This is a genomic window from Paeniglutamicibacter sp. ORCA_105 (assembly GCF_045798545.1).
Classification (GTDB): domain Bacteria; phylum Actinomycetota; class Actinomycetes; order Actinomycetales; family Micrococcaceae; genus Paeniglutamicibacter; species Paeniglutamicibacter sulfureus.
Map to the genome: position 1 here is coordinate 23744 of NZ_JBIXLM010000010.1, position 12546 is coordinate 36289.

At 63.2% G+C, this 12546-nt stretch carries 9 protein-coding genes and 2 tRNA genes; 4 read left to right on the plus strand and 7 right to left on the minus strand.

Annotation, left to right across the window (positions count from 1 at the left end; translation table 11 throughout):
• Nucleotides 1-2 precede the first annotated feature (2 nt).
• Both ACIPUB_RS06945 and ACIPUB_RS06950 read right to left on the minus strand, forming a co-directional pair.
• Complete coding sequence (locus tag ACIPUB_RS06945) at nucleotides 3-2249, minus strand: carbon starvation CstA family protein (protein WP_407606719.1); 2247 nt, start codon at nucleotides 2247-2249, stop codon at nucleotides 3-5.
• 123 nt (nucleotides 2250-2372) lie between these two features.
• Nucleotides 2373-3350 (minus strand): NAD(P)H-quinone oxidoreductase, encoded by a 978-nt coding sequence (locus tag ACIPUB_RS06950; protein ID WP_407606784.1) that lies wholly within the window; start codon nucleotides 3348-3350, stop codon nucleotides 2373-2375.
• A 198-nt stretch (nucleotides 3351-3548) separates the two neighbouring features.
• On the opposite strand from ACIPUB_RS06950, the gene ACIPUB_RS06955 reads away from it, so the two are divergent.
• Nucleotides 3549-3636: transfer RNA gene (locus ACIPUB_RS06955), tRNA-Ser, on the plus strand.
• Nucleotides 3637-3802: 166 nt separating this feature from the next.
• Nucleotides 3803-4588, plus strand: a complete 786-nt coding sequence (locus ACIPUB_RS06960) for a VOC family protein (protein WP_407606720.1) — start codon at nucleotides 3803-3805, stop codon at nucleotides 4586-4588.
• A 55-nt stretch (nucleotides 4589-4643) separates the two neighbouring features.
• Here ACIPUB_RS06960 and ACIPUB_RS06965 read toward each other — a convergent pair whose 3' ends face one another.
• Together ACIPUB_RS06965 and ACIPUB_RS06970 are read right to left on the minus strand one after the other, a co-directional pair.
• Entirely contained in the window at nucleotides 4644-6677 is a 2034-nt protein-coding gene (locus ACIPUB_RS06965; protein ID WP_407606721.1) for an FAD/NAD(P)-binding protein, read from the minus strand.
• Nucleotides 6678-6780: 103 nt separating this feature from the next.
• Nucleotides 6781-7878, minus strand: coding sequence for a type I restriction endonuclease (locus ACIPUB_RS06970; protein WP_407606722.1), 1098 nt, complete (start codon nucleotides 7876-7878; stop codon nucleotides 6781-6783).
• A 145-nt stretch (nucleotides 7879-8023) separates the two neighbouring features.
• Here ACIPUB_RS06970 and ACIPUB_RS06975 point away from each other — a divergent pair, with 145 nt between their 5' ends.
• Nucleotides 8024-10234 (plus strand): prolyl oligopeptidase family serine peptidase, encoded by a 2211-nt coding sequence (locus tag ACIPUB_RS06975; RefSeq protein WP_407606723.1) that lies wholly within the window; start codon nucleotides 8024-8026, stop codon nucleotides 10232-10234.
• Here ACIPUB_RS06975 and ACIPUB_RS06980 read toward each other — a convergent pair.
• The gene (locus ACIPUB_RS06980) at nucleotides 10224-10664 is read right to left on the minus strand and encodes a hypothetical protein (protein WP_407606724.1); all 441 of its coding nucleotides are present in this window, start codon (nucleotides 10662-10664) and stop codon (nucleotides 10224-10226) included. The genes ACIPUB_RS06975 and ACIPUB_RS06980 overlap by 11 nt on opposite strands.
• A 138-nt stretch (nucleotides 10665-10802) precedes the next feature.
• Here ACIPUB_RS06980 and ACIPUB_RS06985 point away from each other — a divergent pair.
• Nucleotides 10803-10891, plus strand: a tRNA-Ser gene (locus ACIPUB_RS06985).
• 157 nt (nucleotides 10892-11048) lie between these two features.
• On the opposite strand, the gene ACIPUB_RS06990 is transcribed toward ACIPUB_RS06985, so the two are convergent.
• Both ACIPUB_RS06990 and ACIPUB_RS06995 read right to left on the minus strand, forming a co-directional pair.
• Nucleotides 11049-12026, minus strand: a complete 978-nt coding sequence (locus ACIPUB_RS06990) for a hypothetical protein (RefSeq protein WP_407606725.1) — start codon at nucleotides 12024-12026, stop codon at nucleotides 11049-11051.
• Nucleotides 12027-12276: 250 nt separating this feature from the next.
• The gene (locus ACIPUB_RS06995; protein WP_407606726.1) at nucleotides 12277-12525 is read right to left on the minus strand and encodes an SCO4226 family nickel-binding protein; all 249 of its coding nucleotides are present in this window, start codon (nucleotides 12523-12525) and stop codon (nucleotides 12277-12279) included.
• Nucleotides 12526-12546: the final 21 nt, after the last annotated feature.

The window sequence follows — 12546 nt, forward strand, 5'->3', positions numbered from 1 at the left end:
GGTCAGTGTCCCCCGCGTGCCATCTGCTGCTCCGGAGGAACCTGCTTCCAGGCCTGCTCCAGCTCCTTCTCCGCCGGGGAGGAAACCAGTCCGCTCGGGGCGTAGATCCTTGAAGGGATCTCCGGATCCTCGGTGTCGGTTCCCCCGCCGTTGGGGTAGGCGCGGATGGTGGCGATGATGGCCGTGATGATCACGATCACCGAAAGCACCAGGAAGATCACCGAAAGCCAGCCCTGGACGCCGGTGTTGCGCACCACTGCCTCCATGGCCTCGACGTTCTTGGCGGTGCCGAATGTGGTTTCCCCGCGTTCGAGTGCGCCCTTGAAGGCATTGTGCTGGGCGAAGTAGCCCACGGCCGGGACCGGGGAGAAGATCTTCAGGAACGACGCGTACACCGTGACGACGGTGGCGAATGCCAGCGGCAGCACCACGATCCACAGGTACTTGAAGTTCCCTCGCTTGGCCACGATGGTCATGACCACGGCCAGGGCGATGGCCGCCAGCAGCTGGTTGGAGATGCCGAAGAGCGGGAAGAAGGTGTTGATGCCGCCCAGCGGGTCGGTGACCCCGAGGATCAAGATGTATCCCCAGCCGGCGACCATGATCGCCGTACACGCCCAGGCACCCGGACGCCAGGAGGTGTCCTTGAACTTCGGGATGAAGTTGCCGATGGTGTCCTGCAGCATGAAGCGGGCCACGCGGGTTCCGGCATCAACGGCCGTGAGGATGAACAAGGCCTCGAACATGATGGCGAAGTGGTACCAGAAAGCCATCATAGAGGCCCCACCGAACCACTGGTTCATGATGTGGGCGATGCCCACGGCCAGGGTCGGTGCGCCGCCGGTGCGCGACACCACGGATTCCTCGCCCACGCCCGCCGCCAGGTCGGTGAGCATGCCCGGGGTCAGGTTCACGCCCGACAGCCCCAGGGAGTTCACGAACGCCACGGCGCCCTCAACGGTGCCGCCGGTGGCCGCAGCCGAGGAGTTCATCGCGAAGTAGATGCCGCGGTCGATGGAGATCGCCGCGACAAGGGCCATGATGGCCACGAAGGATTCCATGAGCATGCCGCCATAGCCCAGGAAGCGGGTCTGGCGTTCCTTTTCAACCATCTTCGGGGTGGTTCCCGAGGAGATCAGCGCGTGGAACCCGGAGAGGGCACCACAGGCGATGGTGACGAAGAGGAAGGGGAAGAGATGCCCGGCAACCACCGGGCCCTTGTCGGAGCCCGCGAACTCGGAGATCGCCGGAACAGTGATCTCCGGGCGGACCACGATGATGGCAACTGCCAGCAGGCCGATGACGCCGATCTTCATGAACGTGGAGAGGTAGTCGCGCGGGGCCAGCAGCAGCCACACCGGAAGCACCGCGGCAATGAAGCCGTACACGATGATGAACCAGGCCAGCGTGGTGCGGTCCAGGTGGAAGAGCTCGGCACCCCAGGCGGATTCGGCAACCCAGCGACCGGAAATGATGGCAAACATCAGCAGCACGAAGCCGATCAGGGAAATTTCCATGACCTTGCCCGGGCGGATGAAGCGCAGGTACACGCCCATGAATAGGGCGATCGGGATGGTCAGGCCAACCGAATAGACGCCCCAGGCCGATTCACCCAGCGCGTTGACAACCACCAGGGCCAGGATGGCGACGATGATGACCATGATGGCCAAGGTCGCAATCAGTGCGGCTGTGCCGCCGATGACGCCGAGCTCCTCGCGGGCCATCTGCCCCAGCGAACGTCCGCCGCGGCGCATCGAGAAGAACATGACCAGGTAGTCCTGGACCGCGCCGGCCAACACCACGCCGATGATGATCCAGATGGTGCCCGGAAGGTAGCCCATCTGCGCGGCAAGGATTGGACCGACCAACGGCCCGGCTCCGGCGATCGCCGCAAAGTGGTGCCCGAAAAGCACACGGCGGTCGGTCGGCATGAAGTCCTTGCCGTTGTTTTTGTACTCGGCAGGGGTCGCCCGGAAGTCATTGGGCTTGGCGATCTTGCGCTCAATGTACTTGGAGTAGAAGCGGTAGGCCACCAGGTAGGTGCACACCGCCGCGAAGACGAACCAGATGGCGTTGATGGTCTCCCCGCGGGAGAATGCCAGGATGGCCCAGGCGACGCCACCGAGCAGCGAAATCGCCACCCACAGGGCAATCTTGGCTGGCGTCCATTTACGTTCCTCGGCCTCCGCAACTTGCGGGTCGACACCTGCCGGGGGAAGCTCTGGAGCTGAAGGTTGAGACGTGCTCATGTTTTCCTCTCACGTGACGGATGGATCGGACGATGCGAGTGATCCTTTGGGCGCGCGCCGCGGACCTTAGTGGTCCACGACACCGCCCCCTGAGATACACCGTAGCCCGTGGGAAAAACAGTTTCAGAACTTTACGATGATTTTCCCCGTGTGGTTCCCCGAATCGAAGTATTCATGCGCCAAACGGGCTTCCGTGAAGGGGAAACGTCGGTCGATCGACAGATCCAGCGTGCCCTGGGCCAGCATCGGCAGCGCGTGTTTCCTCACTGCCGCGACGATTTCCGCCTTCTGCTCCAGCGGACGGGCGCGCAGCGTGGTGCCCATGACCCTGGCGCGCTTGGTCATCAGTGCCCGGATATCCAGTTCCGCCTTGGCCCCGCCCTGAAGGCCGATGACCACCAGGGTCCCGCCGGTGGCCAGGATGCGCACGTTTTGTGCCAGGTACTTGGCGCCCACGACGTCCAGGATCACGTCCACCCCGGCACCGTCGGTCAGCTCCAGGGTGCGTGCCGCGAAGTCCTCCTCGCGGTAGTTGATGCCCGCGTAGGCGCCGAGCGCTAGGCAATGGGCGATCTTTTCCTCGCTCGAGGCCGTCACCAGGACCTTGGCCCCTGCAGCGGCCGCCAGCTGAATGGCCATGGAACCGATCCCGCCGGCCCCGCCGTGCAACAGCACGGTGCTGCCCGCGGTGAGCCCGGCCTCCAGGAAGAGGTTCGACACCACGGTCCCGGCGACCTCCATGAAGCCCGCGGCGTCGACCAGGTCCACGTCCTGCGGGATCTCGATGACAAGCCCGGCGGGCACCGTCACGTATTGGGCGTATCCGCCCCCGGCCAGAAGCGCGCACACCCGCTGGCCAATGGCGGCCGAGACGACCCCCTCCCCCAGCGCCTCGATGGTGCCCGACACCTCAAGTCCGGGGATGTCGCTGGCACCGGGAGGCGGCGGGTAGACGCCCCTGCGCTGTTGCACATCGGCACGGTTGAGCCCGAACGCCGCCACCTTGATCAGCACTTCCCCCGGCCCGGGGACCGGCATGGGCCGCTCGGTCTCGGCCAGCACCTCGGGACCGCCTGCACCGCGGTATTCAATGGCCTGCATCGTGGTCATGGTCTTCTCCCGTTTTCCTTTGCTTCGATCGCAGGTCTTTCCCGGCGGCCCATGCTTCTTAGGTCCCGGCATCCGCGTTTTGCCTTCTTGGGGCCACTCTAACGGCAGGGAAATTCCGGCTCCCGTTTGTGACCGGCGGGGCGTGGCGGTTCGAAGGCAGCCGCGGGCTGGCGTATACTTTTTGGGTCTGGATGGTTGTCCGAGCGGCCTAAGGAGCTGGTCTTGAAAACCAGTGTGCGGTAACCCCGTACCAAGAGTTCAAATCTCTTACCATCCGCTCAATGTAAAGAGGCGGTTCCCGTATCTATGGGAACCGCCTCTTTACGTTCATGTGCTGGCCATGTCCGGGTGCGGTGATCGCGCGTAGGCTACCAATCAACCGGGCAGGCAGGATTCCCGGATCACGAACCAACGTACAACCTCAGGATTGGAAGCGTTCGACAATGCCCCTGCGCGATATCACGCCCGCCGGAAACCCGGTCTGGACCGACATCATGACCACCGACATCGAAGCCAGCAAGAAGTTCTACTCAGCCCTCTTTGGCTGGGAATTCGAGGAACCGACCTCCGAGGAGTACGGCGGATACCTCAGCGCCAAGCGACAGGGGCGTCTCGTCGCCGGGCTATCCCCCTACCAGCCCGAGTTCGGCGGCATTCCGAACATCTGGTCGCTGTATTTGAAGAGCGATGACATCACCGCCACGCAGGCCTACGTCCAGGGCGCCGGCGGCCAGGTCCTGATGCCGCCGATGCACGTGGCGCCATACGGGCACATGGGCATCTACCTTGATGCCGGCGGCACCGCTTTCGGCGTGTGGCAGCCCCAGGAGCACCAGGGGTTCGGCGTCGATTCCGAGCACGGTTCCCCGGCCTGGCACGAGCTGTATTCCAAGGCCTACCCTGCGGCGGTGGAGTTCTATTCCAAGACCTTTGGCTGGGACATGCACGTCATGTCCGATGCCCCTGAATTCAGGTACACCACCTATGGGCAGGGCGACGATGCCCAGGCCGGGCTGATGGACGCTTCCGGCTTCTTGCCGGCCGAGGTCCCCGGATTCTGGGTGACCTATTGGGGAGTGGATGACGTGGATGCCGCCTGCGCGACGGTGTTGGCCAACGGCGGTGCAGTGACCGAGGGCCCGGAGGATTCGGAGTTTGGCCGGGTTGCCGCGATCACCGATTGCTGCGGTGCTTCCCTGAAACTGGTGGGTGTGAAGCAGACCCAGTAGGTTTCGGCCATGGGGGAAGGTGCGGACGCCGGCGCCCGCTCCTTCCCCCGTGTCGTTAGCGCGGCTGGACCAGGTCCTTGACCTGGCTCATCCGCAGCACCTCGCGGGCAATATCCTGGGCGTCGCCGAGCGTCCGTGCCGCGCCGTCAAGCGGTGCCCCTGCTTGGGCGGCAATCGCTGTCCCCCACTGGGCCGAGGACAGCTGCAGCCCGAGCACGAAGATCGCGCGGTGCGCCAACCCCCGGGCATCGACCATCCGGTAAGGCTCGCCGACGACGTCAAGGCCCTGGCCCGGGATCGGTTCACCCTGGTCGTTGCGCATGGTGAAGGCCGCCGCCAACCCGTCGTCAAGCAGTTGCCGCAGCAGCGGCGAATCTGTTTGCAGCACGCGGTTGGCCGGCATCATCGCCTCGATGAGCGTCCGCGCCGTGTATGCCGGGGCATCGACCCAGGGCGAGGACGCGGTGAACATCCCGGTGGGCACATCGATCTCGAATTCCGGGTCCGGGCCGATGAATTCCACGACCTTGGCGCGCGCCAGGGCTGCCAGTTCCTCGATGCGCTGCAGGGGCGGACCGGAAGCCAATCCCTCCACCAGGGGCTCGAACCAACCCTGAACCTCGGCCAGCCGCGACTCGTCGGAAATCAGGCCCTCGGCGAGCAGGTCCTTGACGATCATGCGCCCGGCGTTCAACGTGGCGATGGCCATCTTCAGTGGGTCCTTCTCACCCTCCACCGAGGAAATGGCATCGTACTCCAGGTATTCCATGACCGCTTTTTGGTATGCCTTCAGGGAAGGGAATCCCTGTTCCGCAAAGGGATGTCCCAGCCCCGGAACATCCAGGAACCCCATGGCCGGAGCCAGCTCCCCCACGAGTCGGCGGGCTTCCTGGAGCCATACCTGGGACCCCGCCTGGTGCTCGGCATCGAGGGCTTCGGTGAGCATGTCAACGAACTCGTCCGGGTCCACCTCGAAGCGGGAGGGATGGCGCCGGGCAGCCGTGCTGTAGTACGCCAGCAGGACGTCGCGGTGCAGCAACGGCCACACGTGGGCGTCGAAGCGCACCGTTGCTTCCGGGTTGAGCATCCGGGCCTCGGCGACCCTTTGAACGAGCACCTCGCCATCCAGGTAGCGCAGCCGGACCGAGCCCGGGATGAAATCCTCGATGCAGGATTTCGCGCGGTACGGCGTCCCGCGGCGGGAGGCTGCCACAATGCGCGGCTCGCGGCCCGTGGGCCAATACTCAAGGGCCCGGCCGGGTCCTCCGTTGATTTCGTTGAATTGGCCCCCGCGTCCCACCGTCAAGGCAACCATCACGTCAAAGAAGTTCAGTCCCAGGCCCCGTACCAATACCGTCTCCCCGCCCGGCACCTTGTCCCAGGCAACGTCCCCGGGCACGTTCGGGCCCTGGTAGAGCAGTCCGGCATCATCGGCGGCCTGGGCCATGGCCCCCTGTGACGGGTTCAGTCGTGCCGAAACATGTCCCAGGGCCAAGACCACCGCGTCGGCGCGCAGTTCGAACTCGGATCCCGACCGCCGCGGGTGGGGGCGGGTGCCATCGACGGGGTGGGCCTGAAGCAAGTAGTCGGCCTCCCCGCGGTGCAGCGCGGTGACCTCTGCACGCTCGAAGCGCACCTCGGAAACCGCCTCATGGGAACGAAGCGCTGCAACCGATCCGTCAAAAACATGACGCAGGTAGCGGCCGTAGAGGGCCCGCGGAGGGTAGGAGCCTCGTTCCATCTGCTCCAGTTCCGTTCTTTCCACGCTGCTAAGCGCCGCTCCGTCGCCGCCGGCGGCACGCCACTGGTCAAAGCTCAGCCCCGGCTCGTCCGGGTGTGTGCGGACGGGGGCCACCGTGGGGAACCCTGCCGGGGTGTTCATCAAGAAGAGTCGGGATTGGGCCGTGGACCAGACATGACCGGCACCCGGGTCATGGACGTCATAGACCACCACAGTGATCTTGCGTGAGTGGCTCTGGGTGCGCCGCAACTCGGCCGCCAGGCGTTCGAGGACCGAGGTCCCCCTGGGCCCTGCACCCACAACGGCTATGACGTACGGTTCCCGACCGGAATTATTCTTCTCACTCACGGATTCAGCCTAGTCTGCTGTTGCGGTCCATCGCTTCGCTTGGGCGCAGCATTTGAAGGCCGCGCCCAAGCGAAGCGAGGGTCCGCACCGCTGGCAGGATCGCTTAGGCCGCTTCATAGCTTTCGACGGTGGCCCGCAGGGCATCGGCATGCATGTAGATTTCGTCCAGGCTCTCAATGGGGATGCGCGTCTCAGCCTTGTCCTCCCCAAACAGACCCAGGTACTTCTGCGATCTGTTGAAATGCAATCTGGCGATGGGCTTGCGGTTGTTGTCGTCGAGCAGAACCGCAAAATAGGACTTCGCATCTCGATGCGCAATGCGGTTGACCTTGACGGTTTTGCAAACAATGGCTCGAACAATGTGGAAGCCTTCGATCTCTTCCAGCGTCGTGTCGACACCATCGTCTTGCTCGAGGTCTGCCTCGGCCACGGGTTGGCTGGTTACGCTGGCCGCTGCCGCCGCCGCGGTGACCATGGGGATGTTCGGCTCCCCGAGTGCTGCCTTGAGCCGATCATTCACCTGATCCGCAAGGTACTGTTTCGTTGCCTTGGCAACGAGGCCCGTGAACTGCTCGCGAACCCGTTGCGTAAACTGGCCCCCGTAGACGCCCGCAGAGAGGAATTTGACCCACTCGGCCGTTGGCTCTTGGAAGTTCGCCGCGATGGCACGTTTGATTTCCCCGACATAACGTAATTCTTCGGCTGCGCTGACGATGGATTCAAGGTCAAAGGCGTCGCGGGAGAGCTTGCGCAGTTCGGGGATCAACGTTTCGTCGATGTCATTCATGTCGAGGATCAAGAATGGCTTCGCATCCATCTTGTTCGGTGCATCAAGATCGGTATAGAACTGGTAGACCTCGCCATTGGTCAAGATCGCGATCCGTGCGGTGGTTGCTGCGAAGTACCGGTAAAGCTGAGATGCATGCTCATACTTGAGGCCACCGACCGATCGCTTGCACTCAATCAGGATCTGGACCTCGCCCTCAAGCATGATTGCGTAATCGATCTTTTCGCCCTTTTTGATCCCGATGTCGGCCGTGAATTCGGGGACAACTTCCAGCGGATTGAAAACGTCATAACCAAGGATCGTCGAAATGAACGGCATGATGAAAGCGTTCTTCGTCGCTTCTTCGGTTTCGATGATCGTGCGTTGTTGCTGAATCTTTGCTGCCAGCGCCGCTAGCCGTTCTCCGAATTGCATTGATTTCCCCTATTCAACGAAACTAAGACCCAGTGCCCAACCTACCCACTAACCCGGACAAAAAAGCGATTCTCATCAGGGATTGAGTAACGAATCGGTTACGAACCCGAAGCACACATCCAGCCCGCATCCTTAGACTGTCCATATGAGCACCCCTCCCCTGGATACGCCCGCGCCGACAACTCTCACCGAACCGCCTAATACTTCCACGACCCAAGCAATCGATCCGATTGCTCGAACAGATGTGCCCCGGCCTGTCACTGACGCCCCCACAGATCCGCTTCTGTGGCTGGAAGAGCTGGATTCAGAGCGCGCCATGGACTGGGTGCTCGGACAGAACGCCCGCACCGAAGCGGAGCTCTTCGACGAGGATTTCGCCGCCACCCAGGAAGAAATCCTCAAGATCCTGGATGCTTCCGACAGGATCCCGATGGGCACCAAGCGCGGGGAGCACTACTACAATTTCTGGCGCGACTCGGAGCACCCCAAGGGCTTGTGGCGACGCACCGACTGGGAGTCCTATCGGCAGGACGATCCGCAATGGGAACTCCTGCTCGACGTGGATGCCTTGGCAGAGGCCGAAGGCATCGACTGGGTCTTCTCCGGGGCGCAGATGCTGCGCCCGGCACTGGGTGAAGAGTACGCTCGGGCCCTGATCAAGCTTTCCCCCGACGGAGGCGACCAAGTGCGAGTGCGGGAATTCGACCTGCCCTCCCTCGCCTTCGTCCCGGGCGGCTTCGACTTGCCCGTCGCCAAGACCAACGTGTCTTGGGCGGATGCCGACACGTTGTACGTGGCCACCGATGTCGGCGAGGGATCGCTCACCCTATCCTCCTACGCCCGCACCGTGCGACGGCTGGTCCGCGGACAGGACCTGGCCGTTGCAGAGGAAATCTTCGCCATTGACCAGTCACACGTCCTGGCCTATGTCTCCCACGATTCGACGCCGGGCTTCGAACGCGACGTCGCCCACGACGTCATCGACTTCTACAATTCCAAGACGTTCGTGCGCCAAGGAGACCAATGGGTGCACTTGGACGTCCCCACCGATGTGGGCGTCTCGCTGCACCGTGGATGGGTGTTGTTCTCCCCGCAGACCGCATGGACCCGCGACGGAACCACCTACATTCCGGGATCGCTCGTGTTGGCCGATCTTGGGGATTTCATGACCGGTGCGGCCACATTGCGTGAAATCTTTGTTCCCACTTCATCCACGTCCCTGCAGTCCATCGATTTCACGACAAACCACATTCTCCTCAACGTCCTGCAGGACGTCTCCTCACAGATCATCGTCTGCGATCCGGCAAACGACTTCGCGCTGCATCCCTTGGACATCGGCTCCCCGCTGCACAGCTTCAGCATTTCGGCCGTCGACGACGAAGGCCCCGCATGCGGTGATGACTTCTGGCTGACGCTCACCGGATTCCTCACGCCCACCACGCTGGCCCGCGGAACCGTCAGCCTCGCCCCCGACACGGAGGGTCCGGCTGTTCCCCAGGTCGTCAAAAGCGCTCCTGCCCGATTCGAGGCCGGCGACTTCGAGGTCTCCCAGCACTTCGCAATTTCCGATGACGGGACCCGGGTCCCATATTTCCAGGTGTCCCCGCGCGGGCTGCCGCTCGATGGAAGGAACCCGGTGCTGATGAATGGCTACGGCGGGTTCCAGACCAGCCTGACCCCGGGCTACCTGGGCGCCCTGGGACCTGGCTGGCTGACCCGCCGCACGACAGAGGGCAGGCGCGGCAGCTATGTGGTGGCGAATATCCGCGGCGGCGGCGAGTACGGCCCGCGCTGGCATCGCGCCGCCTTGCGGGAGAACCGTCACCGCGCCTACGAGGACTTCGCAGCCATAGCCCGCGATCTCATCGCCCGGGGTGTCACCTCGCGCGAGCACCTGGCCGCCACCGGACGCTCAAACGGCGGGCTGCTCATGGGAAACATGATCACCGGCTACCCGGAGCTTTTCGGGGCGATCTCCTGCGGCGTTCCACTATTGGACATGCGGCGCTACACCCGCCTTGCGGCCGGGCATTCATGGATTGCCGAGTACGGGGATCCGGATGTGCCCGGGGACTGGGATTTCGTGCGGACCTTCTCCCCCTACCACCGACTCGATGATGCCCTCCCCGAGGGTATCGAGTACCCGGCCTCCCTCATCTGGAGCGCAACCAGCGACGACCGGGTCGGACCGGTGCAAGCCCGCAAGATGGCGGCGAAGATGATGGGAATGGGTGTGGGCAACGTTCGTTACCACGAGTCTCTCGATGGTGGCCATGCCGGGGCCAGCGACAACAAGGCCTCTGCCACCATGCTAGCCACCAGCTATGAGTTCCTCTGGCGGCATGTCAGCGGTTGAGCCGAGACTGCCGGATCGTTACACCTTGGTCCTCATGGGCCGCGGTGTCGGTTGCCGCGCCGATGCGCTTGAGTAGGCGTTGGCTCAGCCGGACCTCGTGAGGCAGTTCCCGGAGTTCGGCGGGATCAATGTCCAGATCCTGCCGCTCGAGGATTTCGCCCAGGTACTCCCAATAGTCCGCCGCCATTTCTTCTTCAGTCTGGTCGCCGGACGGTTCATCCGGTCCAACCGCAACCAATGCGGTTTCCCTGATGTCCTCTTCCGACGCCTCCGACCACGTCGCGGTCGAAGACCAACCGCGATCATCCAACAAAAGTACGTCACGTCCCGCGTCAAGAACGATAGCGAGCCGGGCCGTCACCGAAATACGTCCCTTGTTGGACGAGTTGTAGTCGAGATCGGCAATGGTGACCAGTCTGGTGGCTTTCATGGGGCCAACGCTACCTGCCACGCGGTGTCACTGGCGTCCGAAATCCACGGATCCCGGGGCTTTGTGGCCACACAAAAACCCTCGTTTTGTGTGCCGCCCCAGCTTTGGGTAGTCTAGGGGAGCTGGAAACAGCAAAACGGACACGTGCCAGAGCGGCCGAATGGGCTTCACTGCTAATGAAGTGTCGGGGTTAAACTCGACCGGGAGTTCAAATCTCCCCGTGTCCGCTGAAAAACCCCTACTTCGGTGGGGGTTTTTTCGTCTTTCCCCCGCGGCCGGAAGAGGGGCGTTCGGACAAGAAGAAACCGCGTTCGGCTGGCCCCGGGTGGAGCCAACCGCACGCGGCCAGAAGTCCAGGTCCGGCGGCAGCACCGCCGGCGGCCCCTACTTGTCTCCGTCGCCAAACGCATTGAGCAACGTGCGCACCATTTCGTCGGGCAGACCGGTGTGGCGGACGACAATGGTCGTGGCCTCATCAAGCTCGCCCAGGCGCAGGTGTTCCAGCAATTCCGTGCGTTCGGGTTCGGCAAGGTCGTTGATGCTGAATTTCACGGCACCGTCCGGGCCCTGGCCTTCAAAACTGAAGTCTGCGATGTTTGCAGTTGGCGTCTCGCCGCCGCCCAACGGGGAGGCCGCGAGCATTCGCAGGATCTCTGCTTGCTCCAGACCGGAGTGCTTGGCAATGAGCTCCGCGGCTCCCGGAAGATCCTCGTCGCGCACCAACGAAAGAAACTGGTCGTACTCGGCAGGCGGCAAGTCCTCGCTGGCAAACTCGCGGGATTCGCCGTCCACCAGATAGGCGACCTTGAACTGCGTGGAAGTCCGTTCCGATTCGCTGCCGAATTCCTTGGCCCATTCACTGGGCACCACCCAAGGGTCATCGGATTTGTCGGAGTTTTCCGGCCCGGCTATGTGTTCGTCCATCCCGCCTTCAACGGCAGGAATGGCGGGCTCCGGCGTCAGCGGGATTTCGGTGGCCGCGCCGGTCTGCGGTTCAGAGATTTCGGATTCCTCTGCCCGGCGTTCGGCTTCGACCTGCTGGGAAATCGTGGGTCCGCCGGCGGAATCTTTACGGATTTGGGGGAACCGCTCCAGACTGCGGACGGCAATGATGCTGGCCTTGTACCCGGCCGCGGTCATGGCCTTGTAGTTTTGCACTGCGGCCATGAAGTCGCCCTGGGCCAAGGACTTGTAGACGGCTCGGTGACCCTCTGCTGTCAGCTGCGCTGCGGCTGCCTGGGCCGATTCCGGGGTGATTGCGGCAGAAACCTCGGCCGAGTTCTTGATGCGCAGCTTCTTCAGCCCGATCCACGCAAGTCCGAGAATGAGCAGCGGAACGACGACCCAAAGCAGAATTTCCATGACTCTAGCCTACGGCCCCGCGGGACACAGTGCGGAACTAGGCGGCTGCCGGATTGTGTCGGCCCGGGCCCCGGTGCCCGGTGTCGGCGAGACTTTCCACCCCCGCACGTTTACATCCGAGGGACCGAAAATTCCCCATCCGTCCTCGGCCATGCACAGGGGTCGTGAAGCCGCCGAAAATCGGCTGCATCACGACCCGCATTGCGCTCCAGCCAGCGCCTGGCTCCCTAGTCCACCTCGGCACCGAGGATCAGACCACCAACGGGACCTCGTAGATCTCATCGGCCAGATGGCCTGCCCGCTCGTGGACCCGCTGGACCGCTTCTTTCGAGGGACCTTCGGACAGGCAGAAAATCTTCCCGCTTTCCGGATCAGCCCATGCCTTCTTGAATTGCACGTTTTCCTCGTCCTGGATGGCGAGATCGGCCGCGTGCGCAGCCTTCAGATCCGCCGCAGACAAGCCCTGCATGTGATTGTGCACGTCCATGAATTCAGCCATAGCAACACTTCCTTGGATTGG